Here is a 15,964-nt window from a genome sequence, read left to right on the forward strand (position 1 = left end):
AAAGGGCCCTCTGCCTAGACAGAGGGTTACACCTTGTTAACTTCTTACCTTTGCTTCTTCCTTCATTTCCATTTCCTTGATTACGACTCCACGCTTCGCCATTTCCTGGATATAAACATCTCCAGGTACGATTTGTTCAGGAGGATATACACCTTTTTTATCGATTGTTCCATTACCAATCATTTGAGCGACAACAGATATGGTATTTGCTGTGGCTCTAGCCATAGCGGTTACCTGATGTTTTCTGTCTTTAAAAGTAGCCATTTCATATTGGTAAGTTGCTTCACTTCCATCTTTTATACCGGAAACGACAACTCTTAATAGAACCGCATCATCTTTTTCCCCTAACTCGACAATCGGGTCTAAAACCTTTAAAAATACCTCTCGCGGTTTAATCTTTTGTCCATTTAGTTCTATTTCATAATCATTTCGGGTTAAATTTAAATCCACTAATAATTTAAATTTCTCCGCATGACCTGGGTAACGGATTGTTTTATACTCCAGTGTTTCTAGATGCGGATAAGAAAGCGATAGTGTTGATGTACCACCTGAAGTATGGAAAGCTTCTAATGGACCAAATTTTTCAAAATGTAGTCGTTCCACTTCAGATAATGATGGAATTTCCTGCTTAATACCGTTTCGAATGATTAATGATGGATCTGTATAATGGTCAAATAATCCTTCCATTGAAAATACATGATAATATTCTAGTGGTGGCTCAGGCTTAACAGGAATTCCTCCTACATATAGCTTGATAGATTTTACTTCATCTAGTTTACTAGCTCCATAGCCTGAAAGAATGTTTATCATACCAGGTGCTACACCCAGATCAGGAATTAGAGTTACCTTTGCAACTTCTGCATCCTCATGCATTTCAATAACTTTGTCTGTTATATGACCGATATGGCCACCAAGATCAACTGAGTTTACTCCGACTTGAATTGCTGTTTTCGCTACAATCTCATTAAAGGAGTAAAATAACGCATTTATAATGACATCATATTGGCGCATAAATTCAGCTAACTCCTTTTCGTTAGATGCATCTACTTGAAAAGCAGTTAGTTTTGAGGAATCTAATTGATCAACTACCTTCTGTGCACGCTCTAAATCAATATCAGCTAATCCAATAGAGGTTACCCCTTCACTTGCTGCGAGGTCCCTAGCAGCTTCTTTTCCCATTAATCCTGATCCTAGTACTCCTACTTTCATCTAATCACTCCTTATATATATTTCGTATATTTCTCCGTTTTGCAGGCTATACCTTTTTTAGCTCCATGTCGTGCTGTACCCTATACATAAATCCTGTTTTACTCTACATCAATCTGAGCACGCTGTAATTTTCCACTATAATCTACATAAACAGATTTCCATTCTGTGAATACGTCTAATGCTTGGACTCCAGAATCACGATGTCCGTTACCAGTTCCCTTTGTTCCACCAAATGGTAAATGAATCTCTGCACCAGTTGTTCCTGCATTAACATAAACTATTCCAGTATCTAAATCACGTTGTGCTTGGAACACTCGATTAACATCTGTTGTAAAGATGGAGCTAGATAGCCCAAATGTGACACTATTATTTACCTCAATAGCTTCTTCAAAGCTTTTTACTGGAATTAAAGAAACTACTGGACCGAAAATCTCTTCCTGAGCAATACGCATGGAATCCTTTGCATCTGTAAATAATGTAGGTGCAAAGAAGTTACCATTTGCATATTCCTCATCAGTCAATTCATATCCGCCAGCTAGAAGCTTAGCTCCTTCATCTTTTCCGATTTCGATATATTTCTTAATCTTTTCAATTCCAGCCTTGTTGATAATTGGACCAACCTTAATGGTAGAATCTAAGCCATTTCCAATCGTCAACTTTTCCATTGCTACTAGTAAACGTCCTTCAAGTGCTTCCTTAACTTCCTCATGAACAATAACGCGACTACAAGCTGTACAACGTTGGCCACTTGTTCCAAAAGCACTCCATAAGATCCCTTCTACAGCTAAGTCGAGATCTGCATCATCCATTACGATTACAGCATTCTTGCCCCCCATTTCTAGGGAGACTTTCTTTAATTGACGACCACATTCGGAAGCTATATTACGCCCAGTCTCATTAGATCCGGTGAAGGATATTACCCGTATATCATCATGATGCACCATCGCATCTCCAACCTCTGAGCCACTACCGAATACGACGTTAATAACTCCCTTAGGCAGACCCGCATCCTCGAATACCTTCGCAAGCTCATAGGCCATAATTGGGGTTTCTGTTGCTGGCTTCCATACAACTGCATTTCCAGCGACAATAGCTGGGAAGGACTTCCAGGTTGCAATAGCAATAGGGAAGTTCCAAGGGGTAATTATTCCCACTACACCTATTGGGGCACGTACACTCATCGCAAACTTATCCTTTAGCTCGGAAGGAGTTGTTTGTCCAAAGAGGCGTCTACCCTCTGCTGCCATATAAAATGCCATGTCAATACCTTCTTGAACCTCCCCACGAGCCTCCTCCAAAACCTTACCATTTTCCATCGTCAGGAGCTGTGCGAGTTCCTCTTTTCTTTCTTTCAAAAGATATCCAACTCGATATAATACTTCCGCACGCTGTGGTGCTGGAATAAGTGCCCATTCTTTTTGTGCTTTCTTCGCCGCTTCAACTGCAGCATCTACACTTGATGCATCTGATAAAGGAACATCTAAAATCGCTTCACCTGTAGCTGGGTTAATTACTGGAGTCATTCTCTCTACCTCAACCCACTCACCGTTGATATAATTTGCTAGTTTCTTAGTTTTAACTTCTACCATTGTAGTGCCTCCTTTTATTTCCTAGGGGAAGTTCCCCGGATTGATGTGATTGTGGAAGAAACGGAAATTTGTTCAATATCAGTCAAAATTTCAATGACCGTTGGTAAACCAAGCTTTAATGCTTGATTCATTGCATTTTTGAACTCTTCTACAGTTTGCACAGTATATCCGCTTGCTCCGATACCATTTGCTAAATGTGAAAACGAAACCTCTCCTAAATTAGTTCCAATTACTCTACGAGGATAATGAATTTCTTGATGCATTCGTATGGTGCCATAGCTATTGTTATTAAAGACCAGAGCAATGATAGGGATTTTTTCACGAACAGCGGTTTCTAGCTCCTGAAAGGTCATCATAAAGCCTCCATCACCGGAAAGAGAAACAACTGTTCTATCGGGTGAACCAAGCTTTGCTCCAATTGCTGCAGGCATTCCATATCCCATAGCACCTGATGTAGGTCCAATATAGGTTTGTTTTTGCTTGAACGGATAAAAAGCATGAAGCCAGCCAGCAAAATTACCAGCATCATTAGTAATAATTGAGTTGATAGGAAGCATCTCCGCCATCATGCTTATAATATGCTTATTAATAACATCCTTCTCTGTAGCAGCAATACTACTAACCGCAAGAAATCGTCTATTGCTCGCCTCAGCCCATTCCTCCCATGAAGAAAGAACCTTTATCGAATTTACAGCTTCTAAAGCTTCCTTCATGTCAGCAATAATAGCTAGGTTAGGAGAATATACCTTTCCGATTACCTCCTGTTCAATATCAATGTGAATTAGCTTTTGCTTGCTTGTTAATAAGGAATAATCTTGTGTTGTAACCTCAGAAAGCCTAGTTCCTAAGGCGAGAATAAGATCCGATTCTCTCACCGTATCAAGAATTTGTTTCGGTGTTCCAAGCCCTAAATGCCCTGCATATAGAGGATGATGGTTAGGAAAGACATCATGGCGCCTGAATGCTGCCATTACAGGTAGCTGATATTTTTCAGCGAATGTAAGAAGCCCTTCCTCCGCTTGTGACAACTTCACCCCACCACCCGCTATAATAAGTGGTTTTCTCGCATTATTTAACAGCTCCTGAAAAGCAGTTATTTCACTTTTAGCTGGTGCAGGTCTTGGAACTTCTATTCTTGGTCCAAAATGCATATCTGCTTCTGCAGGCAATACATCTTCTGGTAAAGAGACTACTACTGGACCTGGTCTACCAGATTTTGCAATTCGAAATGCTCTACTAACTAGTTCAGGCATTCGTTCGGGATCTTTGACCTCTACTGTCCATTTTGTTATTGGTTTAAAAAACTGATCCAAATCTACCTCTTGAAACCCTTCTCGACCACGAAATTTACTATGTACCTGACCCAAAAATACAACCATAGGCGTGGAATCTTGATAGGCAGTATGAACACCAATTGATAGATTAGCTGCCCCTACCCCACGAGTAGCAAGTACTACCCCGGGTTTAAAAGATGCCTTTGCATATCCCTCCGCCATAAAGGCTGCTCCACCTTCGTGTCTAGCAGATACTACACGAATAGAAGGTTCATCATATAATGCATCGAGTAACGGCAGATAGCTTTCTCCAGGAACACAAAAAACGTTGTCTATCATTTCTCGCTTTATGCATTCAACAATTGCTTGTGCTGCTGTCATGATAGCTTTGGCTTCTATTTTCACGATCGTTTCACGCCCTTATTCATAAATTCCTTTAATCTTATTATCACTTCATCTATACGCACTAACTCAACAGATAATGAAATTCGAATATAACCTTCACCAGATGGCCCAAATGCAGAACCAGGTGTCACGATTATTCCCGCCTCTTCAAGTAGCTTCTCAGCAAATTCTGCTGATGTGTAACCTACTGGTATCTTTGGCCAAATAAAAATAGAACCCTTTGGTTGTTCAACGATAAATCCTGCTTCAATAAGTCCTTGATACATTCTTTCCATTCTTTCCTTAAAGACTAGACTATGCTGTTTTACTTCAGTTAAATCACTTCTTAAAGCATGTGCAGCAGCCTTTTGTATGGGGAGAAATTGACTCGTATCTATATTGCTTTTGTAGGTATGCAGAGCCTTAATTAAATCCCTATTTCCAACTACGTATCCAATTCTCCAGCCTGTCATATTAAAGCTTTTTGATAATGAGCCAAATTCAACTGCGACCTCTTTAGCATTTGGCACCTGTAAAATACTAGGGGCTTTATACTCATCAAATGTAATTAAGTCATATGCTGCATCGTGAGCAATTGCAATTTTGTTTTTGACTCCAAATGTAATCGCTTCCATAAAGGTCTTTAATTCAACTGTTGCGGCAGTTGGATTACTAGGGTAATTCAAAAATAACAGCTTGGCATCCTCTTTTTCCTGTCGCGACAATTTCTCAAACATAGGTAAATAGCCATTTTGTGAGTCCAACGGAAGATACGTGCACTTACCACCTGCTAAATGTACCGCTGTTTGATAAACTGGATAGCCTGGGTCTGGAATAATAACTGAATCGCCTGGATTAATGGCTGCTTGAATGAAATTCGCTATCCCCTCTTTTGAACCGATTAAGGCTAATATTTCTGTGTCTGGATCTAACTTCACGCCATAATGATTGAAATAAAAATACGCCACTGCCTCACGAAATTCCTTCGTTCCATCATAGGGAGAATATCGATGATTTGCTGGTTGCTGTACTTCTTCACAGAACTTCTCGATAATAAATTTTGGGGTTGGTAAGTCGGGAGCTCCAATCCCTAGATCAATTACATCAACACCCTTAGCTATTAGTTCTTCTTTCTTCTTTTGAAAACGTGAAAATAAGTATGGCGGTAAATCTCTTACCTTATTTGACACATACATGGCTCATCCTCCGTTTCAATATGTGAAATGCCATTTCACATATCTGATATTAGTATAATAATATTAATCCAAATTTTCAATTATTATTAAGAAATTAAATTTTTCTGTTAAAATAATAATTGAAAACGTTTTCTATATAACTATTCGAGGTGAATTTTAATGAATGTAAGTAGGGAATTCGCTATATCCTTAGATAATCAGGATCCTCTCAAGCATTTTCGCGAGGAATTTTATGTACCAGATAACCAAATATATTTTGACGGAAATTCACTTGGTCTTCTATCCAAGCGATCGGAAAAGGCCGTACATACGCTATTAGAGTCTTGGAAAAAATATGCAATTGATGGGTGGACATCAGCTGAGTATCCATGGTTTTATCTTTCAGAGGAAATAGGAAGGCAATTTGCACCACTCGTAGGTGCAAAGCCAAATGAATTAATTAATACGGGATCGACTACCACGAACCTTCATCAATTAGTGGCAAGCTTCTACAAACCACAAGGGAAGAGAACCAAAATACTTGCTGACGAATTGAAATTTCCATCTGATATTTACGCATTAAGAAGTCAGCTTCAATTAAAAGGCCTCTCTCCCGATGAACATCTCATTCAGGTCAAAAGTAGTGATGGTCATACATTGAAAACGGAAGATATTATTAATGCAATGACAGATGAAATAGCACTTATCGTCTTACCAAGTGTATTGTATCGAAGCGGGCAACTATTAGAACTGGATACAATAACGAAGGCAGCAAATGAACGAGGAATTGTAATCGGTTTTGATTTATGTCACTCTATTGGTTCCATTCCGCATGAACTGTCACATTGGGGTGTTGATTTTGCTTTTTGGTGTACGTATAAACATCTAAATGGTGGACCCGGAAGTGTTGCAGGACTCTATGTGAACGAGAAACACTTAGGAAGGGAGCCTGGTCTAGCTGGGTGGTTTAGTTCTCATAAAGAAAAACAGTTTGATTTAGAAAATATTCTAACGCCAGCTCTGACAGCTGGTGCTTATCAAATTGGCACCCCTCACGTTCTAAGCCTTGCTCCACTTATCGGATCTTTAGAAATTTTTTCAGAAGCAGGGATACATGCTATTCGGGAAAAGTCATTACGCATGACCGACTTTCTTATAGATCTTATTGAAGTGGAATTAGAAGACTTCCAATTTCAAATAGCCTCACCAATAGCTCATCATGCTCGTGGGGGACATCTTTATTTAACACACGAATATGCAGCTAGTATTTGTAAGGCATTGAAGACAGAAGGGGTCATCCCAGACTTCCGAAGCCCAAATGGGATTCGCCTTGCACCAGTAGCGTTATACAACACGTATGAGGAGATTTATAGAGCTGTACACATTCTTAAGCGAATCATGATAGAAGAACATTACAAAAAATTTCAAAACAAAAGAGGAGTTATTGCTTAATGAAAAAATGGCATGATATTACCCAACCATTAGCAAATAACATGGCACATTGGCCAGGAGATACACCTTTTTCATTTTCTATTTCAGCAACGAAGGAACAGACTGGCTCTGCAAACGTTGGTAAAATTATAACCAGTGTGCATATGGGAACACATGTCGATGCACCTTATCACTTTGACAATAATGGCAAGACCATTGAACAGATTCCGATTAGTACTTATGTTGGACCGGCACTAGTAATAGATGTTAGTAGATTTAGTTCAATTAATTCAACCGTATTAGAGGAATTTAATCTTGGAGGAATAAAAAGGGTGTTGCTTCGTACCTCTTTGCCAAATAATCCTTCATACTTTCCCAAGGAGCTACCTTACCTAGATCCAGAAATTGCTCCTTATTTGGCTGCAAAGGGCGTAATCTTACTTGGCGTTGATATGCCCTCTGTCGATCCAATTACTAGTAAATCGTTGGATACGCACCATGCCTTACATCACCATGGTATTCATATTTTAGAAAACATCATGCTGGATGAGGTTGCGCCGGGAAATTATGAATTAATAGCCCTTCCATTAAGGATTATTGGGGCAGATGGTAGCCCAGTTAGAGCGATATTACGTTCCATGGAGGAGAATAGTTAAATGCAAAGTAGTTTTAATTGGGAATTTTTATCAGATGACAATGGAGCATATACGGACTTTAAAGAAAAAATGACCTACGGGGATTATTTACAGCTAGAAAGCTTACTAAATAGCCAAAAAAGGCTCTCTGACCATCATGATGAAATGTTATTTATCGTCATTCATCAAGTTAGTGAGCTTTGGCTAAAGCTGATGATACATGAAATTGAATCAGCAACAACAGCTATCAAACAAGATGAATTCCAAACCGCCTTTAAAATGCTTGCCCGGGTTTCCAAAATTCAATCACAAATCATTCAGGCATGGGATGTATTATCTACCCTAACCCCCTCTGAATACATGGAATTTCGAGGATATTTGGGTAATGCATCAGGGTTTCAGTCTTACCAATACCGGTTAATTGAATTTGTCTTAGGATATAAGACCCCACACATTTTAAAAATATATGAAAAAAAACCTGTATTACACCAGCGACTAAAAGCAGCATTTGAAGCACCAGGGCTTTATGATGTTTCAATACAGGCACTTGCAAAACAGGGATTTCCTATTAATCAGCTCGTTTTGAGTCGGGACTTTTCAAAAAAATATATACAGGATTCAACCGTTGCTGATGCATGGTTAGCAGTCTATCGAGATACAGAATCCTATTGGGACCTCTATCAATTAGCGGAAAAATTAGTCGATATTGAAGATTGGTTCCAGCAATGGCGATTTCGCCATATGAAAACTGTTGAACGAATAATCGGGCATAAGACTGGAACTGGCGGAACATCAGGTGTTGGATATCTTAAAAAAGTATTAGATCATTACTTCTTCCCTGAGCTATGGGAAATTCGAACAAAATTATAGAACGCTAAGAGGGGGGCTTAGCGTTCTAATATTAACTATTTATTTTTTCCGTTCCCATGGTTACCATTATTTATATGGTTTCCATTGTTTCCGTTAACGTTTTTACCCTTATTAGCATGCTTTTCTGCCTTTTCTTTGGCTTTCTCTACTTTCTGATTTGCTTTTACAGATTGCGTTGTTTGATTTTGTTCCTTCGCTACATTAGTTACTGCAGAATCCTTAACTGGTTTTTCAGTATTTTCAACTGCTGGCTTTTTGCTATCTTTTGTAAAATCTAAATCTTTATCTGTAACCGGAGCTTCAACCGTAGTAGTAGTTTCTAATGCTTCACCATTTTCGTCAACTGTGGGTTGTTCTTCGTTGATAGTTCCATTCTCATCTAATTCTTTATTATTTTCTTTAGCTGCTAGTTTATTAGCACGCTTCTCAATTTTTTTAGCTAATTTTGCAAAAGACTTTTCTATATTTTTCATAATAGCTGCTTGCGCTTTTGGATTTTCAATTTTTGCTAGCACGATAGACAAAGCATCAATATTATTAGCTAACTTCACTTTAATCTTTTCAGAATCAATGCTGGTATCTTGGTCTGATGTTTCCTCGTCAACCTTGTCCTCAGAAGAATGCTCTTCTTCCTTCTCTATATTGCTTTCCTCTACGGCAGATTCAGTATCTTCTGTACTTGTTTCTTCTTTATTTCCACTTATCTCTTCTTCTGCTTTTCCTTGACTATCTAGAGCTAGCTTCAATAGTTCCCCAGCCTCGTCATATTTCTCTTCCTTAATTAATTCATTAGCTTCTGCAATACGTTCAGAAGCATATTTTGCTAATAGCTCACTCTTTTTATACTCATCCATCGTTAAGGCAAGTTGGATTTTCTCTTGCATAACTTCTACAAAATAAAAGAAATCTCCAGGTATTAACCCTGCATCCTCTTTCACAATTTCATTCCCAGTTACATCTTTTGTTTTCCCTTCTGCAGCATTCCCATTACCGAGGGTTTCTGTAATTATTAGGCCATTATCATTACTTTCCTCTGCAAATACAGAAATCCCTGGTGTGATGATTGTAGTAACTAGTACAGTGCTCGCTAATAGACTTGTAAGCTTTGTAGAATTCTTCATTTCGTTACCCTCCGAATACTTAATTTTTTATTTCTCTAAAAATTTCGCAAGTCCACATCATAATATGTCTGTTTTTGTAAAAAAAATAAATACCCAACTTTATTACTACAAAAAGAAAAAGCCCCAAAAGGGACTTTATTCTAGCTGTCTTCTTCTATTCTAAATATCACTTTATATTTTTCTTCTTCGAATAAATCAGGAATTGAAACACGTTTTCCATGACCAAATATAACTTCCGAACCTGTCATGGCAACAATCATTGCCTTCGTATTGCTCTCGATATCAAGGAACACATCTCCAACTACAGGCTTTACATTATCATCATCACTGTCAGAAAGATAGGTAATCGATTCATCCTCAATCTGCTGATCCTCTGGTACTAAGCTTTTATCATAATATGCGATTTCTTGGCTAGCTTCTGCTCTGCCTGGAACCATCACCACATATTCATCATGCTTTACACCATTATCCCTAGTAGTAATAACATTTTCATCCTCTATACTAGCTACTTTTTCAATCGAGTTTAGTGAATATCGATCAAGAAAGTCTGGTGCTGGCTTTGTTATCAGGATGTAGTCACCAGGATTGGGTCTCCTAGACTCGTCTATTGTATAGCGTTTACCACTAAAGATAAAGGTATCATTATGCTTTGGTTTATAGTAGGTTATTTCATTTGCGCTCGTTAATACTTGTTTCATATCTTTTAAGCGGTATAAATGAATAGACTTTTTAAACATTGGTTTTACCCCATAAACCTTATGAAGTTCATTTTGATAAAAAACAAAGTATCCCTTTCTTACCTGAAATAGCTTCACAGAAATGCCTCCTAAGAAAATAGAATCACCATCTTTATCTTATGTATACAAACCACGAATTAAACATGGATTTATACATTACCGAACATTCTTATCCATATGCACAAAAGGTAAATCGGTATTCACTTCCCCTAAAACTTTCTTTTCCATAAACATTTTTCCTTCCAGCCACTTATTAAAATCAAATACGACTGGCTCACGATCCCCACCTATTGCAAACCATGCCTTTAATTCCTTCGGGAAATAAACAGATGTATGAATGGTTCCTGACCAATTCTTATATTGCTCGGAGAATACACCTTTATCAGAATCATTCATCATACGAAAAGCTTGATAAGCATCTGTTATATTTCGCTTATGCCCTTCCATAGCCTCCATTCGTTTAAATGAATCTGCTAGATGATGACGATTCTCATGGGTTAATATTTCAAAATGATTCGTACACATATTATCTTTCCTAACCTCAACACTTCGAGGTGTTGCTTCGACAATAAATGTCTCGCCGGACTGATCTACTATAATATAGCTAAAGGAATGTCGATGGGGAATTTCCTTTAACATTTCTACAGCATCTTGTACAGTAGCACAGTTTTCCAAAACCATTCTTCCAATCATATTGCATATAAATCCATCACCAGGCTTTTTCCGGTGCATAAAGTTGTACCCCATTGCTAAGCCCTTTTCATTCATACCATCCATTCTTCCAGTTATTCGTTGAGAAGGCCCAATAGTAGCATAACCTTGGTCGCTTGGCTGATAGACCATATATCTCCCTTCATATGTTTTGGGATGGTAATCATAGTTCCGAACCATATAATCCGTATCCGTAAAAATAGAACAACCGCTTCGCATATAATGTAACCGATAACCACCAAATTCCCTTAGTACATCTTGCATATTCCACTCGAGTGCATCTGCTAGACCTAACAGCTCTTCCCAAATTCCTGAAGCAAAAGGGAGGATAGCATTCTTCACCTCTTGCTCCTCAATGACAAAATGTGGTCTCCTAATTTTCCAAATTCTTGCCCTATTTTCAAGTGTTAAGGAGCCTTTTAACAATTTTCCTTGCATATAACCAAAATCATAATGTGAGCCACGGAATTGTATAACATCACTATATATTTTCTTCATCATAGTACTCATCCCTTTAACAAAAAGAAGGATAGTTGAAATACCTATCCTTGCTTTATCCTTTATTTTCTAATTCCTCAATTAATAGAGAAAGCTCCTCCCAACGTTCCATCTTAGCATCGAGCTCAGCTTGAACCTTTTGTTGGTCAGTGAATAAGGATTGAACCTTTTCCGCATCACTTCCAGCCTCTACAATCCCCGCTTCTATCGCATTCATTTTCTCCTCTAATGCGGTTATCTGATCCTCAATTTCATTCCATTCTTTCTGTTCCATGTACGAGAGCTTCTTTTTCTGTTGAGACTGTTTTGTGATAGGTACTGCTTTTTTCGTGCTTAGCTCCTGCTTTTGGGTTAGCTGATATTTCTCATAGTATTCACTATAATTCCCAAAAAATAATTGTATATTTCCTTCTCCTGTAAAAACAAAAAGCTTCTCAGCTACACGATCTAAAAAATAGCGGTCATGGGAAACTGTAATGACAACACCTGGAAAATTATCTAAATACGCTTCTAATACTGTTAATGTCTGAATATCCAAATCATTCGTCGGTTCATCAAGAAATAGAACATTTGGTTCTGTCATCAGTATCTTTAGCAAATATAAGCGTCTACGCTCTCCACCTGAAAGCTTCCGTATATAATTATATTGTTCTGGGCGGGTAAACAGGAAACGTTCTAGCATTTGCTCTGCAGTAATCACATCGCCATCCTTTGTGTGAATTACCTCAGCAACCTCTTTAATAAAGTCAACAACACGCATACTACCATCTAATTCTTCATCACCCTGTGTATAATAACCAATTTTAACAGTTTCACCAGTAATGACTTCACCACGATCTGGGGTAATACGCTTAGCCATCAAATTTAATAATGTCGTCTTCCCTGTACCATTAGGTCCAATGATTCCAATTCGATCTCCTGGAAGGATTAGATGGCTAAAATTATGAATTAACTTTCGCCCTTCCATCGACTTATGCACTTCAACTAACTCCAAGACATTTTTCCCTAATCGCTGCGAGCCTACCTGAAGTTCAATATTTTTATTTTCTGTATGAAAGTTTTTCTCCTTCAATTCATGCACACGGTCAATTCTTGCTTTTTGTTTTGTTGTCCTTGCTTTTACACCAGCCCTTAACCAAGCTAATTCCTTTTTCAATAAGTTCGCATGCTTTTGCTGATTACTTCTCTCTATTTCTTCACGCTCTGCTTTTTTCTCAAGAAAAACCTCATAATTACCCTCATAAACATAAAGGCTTCCCTTATCTAACTCATATATTTTGTTTGTCACTCGATTTAAAAAATAGCGATCATGTGTAACTAGTAATATTGACCCTTTAAAGGTTTGTAAGTACTTTTCCAACCATTCTACTGTTTCATTATCTAGATGGTTTGTAGGCTCATCAAGAATTAATAAGTCTGCTGGCTGGATTAAGGCCTTTGCTATTGCGACACGTTTTCTCTGCCCACCAGATAGCTCTGTAATTCGTTTATTAAATTCCGTAATTCCCAGCTTTGTTAAAATAGTCTTGGCCTGTGTATTAGCTTCCCACGCCTCTTCTTCATCCATTTTTTGTTGTAGCTTTAATAATATTTGCTGTAGCTGAGGATTATCAGGATCCTGCTGTAGCCTTTGTAAAGCTCCTTCGTATTCGCGCATGAGCTTCATGATCGTTGCATCACCATAATAAATTTGATCGATCACTGACAAAGTTGGATCTAAATCTGGATCCTGTGCTAAATATTCAATCTGATAATCCTTTGGAGCTTGGATTACTCCCGTATCAGGCGAATCTATTCCAGCAATTACCTTTAGAAAGCTTGATTTTCCTGTACCATTAACTCCGATCAATCCGATTCGTTCATTATCGGTAATCGTATTATTTATATCTTGAAATAAAATTTTATCCCCATAAGATTTGGATAAATTTTCGATTGTTAGCATATGTTTGCCCTTCCTTAACTTAAAAAAATCTAATACAAATGGATTTACTTAGACGCTCTTCGATTACGAATTACTTGTTTAACAAGTAAAACAAGCAATAATAATACCCAAGAAGTCACTAAATAAAAAATGAATCTACTTAAATTATTCATTTCATCATAGAAAAATATTAATCCTATCCATAGTACTGCCATAGCCAAAAATTGATATAAAAGTGGTTTCATTCTCGTCTCTCCTATATTTATCCTTATCTTAAGTTTACATGTCTGAGAACTATTTTACCATTTGTATGAAATAGAAGAAATGAATCCATGTAAATGAAGGATTACATTTTTTATCATACAGTAGATTATGAGTAAATTTTTGTACATACTATAGTTAATAAATTTGAGATAAAGGAGAAATCGAGGATGGTCTTGCAAAAGGGAAGAAAGAATTGTATTACCGATGTCGAAGGTGTGTTAGTTGGACATAAAACATTATATGAGAAAATAAATGATGAAGAAACTATCTGCACAGGTGTTACTGCAATCCTACCCCACCCTGGTAATCTATTCTATGAAAAGGTTCATGCTGCCTGCCATGTAATTAATGGATTTGGAAAAACTACTGGACTTATTCAGATTGAAGAACTTGGGCTTTTGGAGTCACCTATTATGCTGTCTAATACATTAAGTATAGGACCTGTTGTTGAAGGTACGGTTACCTACATGATGGAGCAAAATAAAGAAATTGGTGATGCAGCTGGAACATTAAATGTAGTAGTGGGCGAGTGTAATGACGGCTACTTAAATTCAATGCGCTTACAAGCAGTGAGACCGGAACATGCTATCGAAGCTATTAAAAATGCCAGTAATCGCCAAGTAGAGCAAGGTGCTATAGGTGCAGGTAAGGGAATGATTTGCTTTGGGTATAAAGGTGGAATAGGAACCGCCTCTAGAATTGTAACTTCTGCAAATGAGAAATATACGGTTGGCTGCCTTGTCCTTAGCAATTTTGGTAAAGGTGAGGATGCTCTATTCGCTAACTTTCCAAAGAAAAAAAACCCTAACAGTACCGATGGTTCTATCATGATGATTATTGCGACTGATGCTCCTGTTTACGATAGGCAGTTAAAGCGCCTTGCAAAACGAACTGCAGCTGGACTTGGTCGTGTCGGCAGCCATATGGATAATGGAAGTGGCGATATTGCTATTGCATTTTCCACGGCCAATCAATATTCGCACAATGCGAACTCTCATCTAGAGACAATCGCTTATTTACGTGACGACCATAAAGCCATGAGTCAGCTGTTTCAAGCAGTAGTAGAGGCGACCGAAGAAGCTATTATTAATTCATTAAAATACGCTGAAACGACTGTCGGTCAATTTGGAAGAGTAATTGAAAAGGCACCGCTTTAATTAGCGGTGCCCTGTAAGTAGTAAAACTGCCATCGAATCATTCACAAATTCATTCATTACTCTACGAAACCATTTACTTACTCTTTACCAAAAAGGATTTCGGTACATCCGCACGGAATAACATTAACTGGCCAGTTACAGGATGTAAGAAGGATAATACTTTTGCATGCAGACCAAGTCTTCCGATATCATTCGACTTCGCTCCATATTTCTTGTCACCAACTATAGGATGCCCAAGATCACTCATATGTACACGAATTTGATTTTTCCTTCCAGTATCTAGCTTCACTTCTAAAAGAGAGAATAATGAATTAGCCTGAACCCTGCGATAATGCGTAATAGCAAGCTGTCCATCGCCGTCTTGAATGGAATACATTTTATGTGTCTTACTTTCTTTTAATCTTGATTTAATTGTACCTTCAGTTTGCTTCACTTTTCCTTCTACCAGGGCGACATATGTCCTTTCCTTCACAAGTATCTTCCAGTTCTCTTGAAGCTTTCGTTTCACTTTCTCACTTTTGGCAAACATCATAACTCCAGAAGTTTCTTTATCTAGCCGATGGACAATAAAGACTCGGTTCCTGGGATTTTCTCTTTTCACATGATCCATTAATTGATGATATGCTGTTCTTCTTTTTTCTTTTTCTGTTGCCATAGAGAGTAGTCCCGCATCTTTATTAATAATGATTATTGCTTCATCCTCATAAAGTATGTTCAACCCAATAAATGTGTTTTCTTGAATAGCTGCCTTATTTTTTAACACACTTACTATTTGACCAGGAAGAAGAGGATAATTATGCTTTGTTTCGATATGATCATCCACCTTCACTTGTCCTCTAGTTAGCATTGATTTAATCGAATTTCGACTACGGTTATTCATTTGTTGTAATAAAAACGGTAAAAGCTCTCCGTGTTCCTTCACTTCAAATTTGACTGCATGGTTACGTTCAACATTACCATTTTTTCCAAAATGTGACATTTGATATCT

The 15,964-nt window shown here is 37.9% G+C and carries 14 protein-coding genes; 4 read left to right on the top strand and 10 right to left on the bottom strand.

Features of this window, described 5'->3' with window-relative positions:
- Positions 1-36 precede the first annotated feature (36 nt).
- The 4 genes from HNR27_RS15890 to HNR27_RS15905 form a co-directional block, all read right to left on the bottom strand.
- Positions 37-1,209: a saccharopine dehydrogenase family protein gene (locus HNR27_RS15890; protein ID WP_429340470.1), complete on the bottom strand. Its 1,173-nt coding sequence runs from the start codon at positions 1,207-1,209 to the stop codon at positions 37-39.
- A gap of 98 nt (positions 1,210-1,307) precedes the next feature.
- A complete protein-coding gene (locus HNR27_RS15895; protein WP_429340471.1) occupies positions 1,308-2,798 on the bottom strand; it encodes an aldehyde dehydrogenase family protein in 1,491 nt (496 codons plus the stop codon).
- Between the two features lie 14 nt (positions 2,799-2,812).
- Positions 2,813-4,453: a thiamine pyrophosphate-binding protein gene (locus tag HNR27_RS15900; RefSeq protein ID WP_429340494.1), complete on the bottom strand. Its 1,641-nt coding sequence runs from the start codon at positions 4,451-4,453 to the stop codon at positions 2,813-2,815.
- Positions 4,454-4,473: 20 nt separating this feature from the next.
- Positions 4,474-5,652 (bottom strand): aminotransferase class I/II-fold pyridoxal phosphate-dependent enzyme, encoded by a 1,179-nt coding sequence (locus HNR27_RS15905; protein WP_429340472.1) that lies wholly within the window; start codon positions 5,650-5,652, stop codon positions 4,474-4,476.
- A 159-nt stretch (positions 5,653-5,811) separates the two neighbouring features.
- Here HNR27_RS15905 and kynU point away from each other — a divergent pair, with 159 nt between their 5' ends.
- Genes kynU through kynA form a run of 3 tightly spaced genes read left to right on the top strand, consistent with a single transcriptional unit; the run spans position 5,812 to position 8,567 of the window.
- Positions 5,812-7,083 carry a kynureninase gene (gene kynU, locus HNR27_RS15910; RefSeq protein ID WP_429340473.1) on the top strand — a complete coding sequence of 424 codons (1,272 nt, stop codon included), beginning with the start codon at positions 5,812-5,814 and terminating at the stop codon, positions 7,081-7,083.
- Entirely contained in the window at positions 7,083-7,718 is a 636-nt protein-coding gene (gene kynB, locus HNR27_RS15915) for an arylformamidase (protein ID WP_429340474.1), read from the top strand. The genes kynU and kynB overlap by 1 nt, the downstream gene beginning before the upstream one ends.
- Positions 7,719-8,567, top strand: a complete 849-nt coding sequence (gene kynA / locus HNR27_RS15920) for a tryptophan 2,3-dioxygenase (protein WP_429340475.1) — start codon at positions 7,719-7,721, stop codon at positions 8,565-8,567.
- A 35-nt stretch (positions 8,568-8,602) separates the two neighbouring features.
- Here the strand turns inward: kynA and HNR27_RS15925 are convergent, their stop codons facing one another.
- From HNR27_RS15925 to HNR27_RS15945, 5 genes are all read right to left on the bottom strand, one after another.
- Positions 8,603-9,688, bottom strand: a complete 1,086-nt coding sequence (locus HNR27_RS15925; RefSeq protein WP_429340476.1) for a DUF5667 domain-containing protein — start codon at positions 9,686-9,688, stop codon at positions 8,603-8,605.
- A 140-nt stretch (positions 9,689-9,828) separates the two neighbouring features.
- Complete coding sequence (locus HNR27_RS15930; RefSeq protein ID WP_429340477.1) at positions 9,829-10,503, bottom strand: hypothetical protein; 675 nt, start codon at positions 10,501-10,503, stop codon at positions 9,829-9,831.
- 78 nt (positions 10,504-10,581) lie between these two features.
- Positions 10,582-11,634: a C45 family autoproteolytic acyltransferase/hydrolase gene (locus HNR27_RS15935; protein ID WP_429340495.1), complete on the bottom strand. Its 1,053-nt coding sequence runs from the start codon at positions 11,632-11,634 to the stop codon at positions 10,582-10,584.
- A 55-nt stretch (positions 11,635-11,689) separates the two neighbouring features.
- Positions 11,690-13,576: an ABC-F family ATP-binding cassette domain-containing protein gene (locus HNR27_RS15940; protein WP_429340478.1), complete on the bottom strand. Its 1,887-nt coding sequence runs from the start codon at positions 13,574-13,576 to the stop codon at positions 11,690-11,692.
- 44 nt (positions 13,577-13,620) lie between these two features.
- Entirely contained in the window at positions 13,621-13,800 is a 180-nt protein-coding gene (locus HNR27_RS15945) for a hypothetical protein (protein ID WP_429340479.1), read from the bottom strand.
- Positions 13,801-13,986: 186 nt separating this feature from the next.
- On the opposite strand from HNR27_RS15945, the gene HNR27_RS15950 reads away from it, so the two are divergent.
- Positions 13,987-14,976: a DmpA family aminopeptidase gene (locus tag HNR27_RS15950; protein ID WP_429340480.1), complete on the top strand. Its 990-nt coding sequence runs from the start codon at positions 13,987-13,989 to the stop codon at positions 14,974-14,976.
- 73 nt (positions 14,977-15,049) lie between these two features.
- Here HNR27_RS15950 and HNR27_RS15955 read toward each other — a convergent pair whose 3' ends face one another.
- Entirely contained in the window at positions 15,050-15,955 is a 906-nt protein-coding gene (locus HNR27_RS15955) for an RluA family pseudouridine synthase (protein ID WP_429340481.1), read from the bottom strand.
- Between the last annotated feature and the right edge of the window lie 9 nt (positions 15,956-15,964).

This window comes from Ornithinibacillus bavariensis (assembly GCF_050433565.1).
GTDB classification, from domain to species: Bacteria; Bacillota; Bacilli; order Bacillales; family Amphibacillaceae; genus Ornithinibacillus; species Ornithinibacillus bavariensis.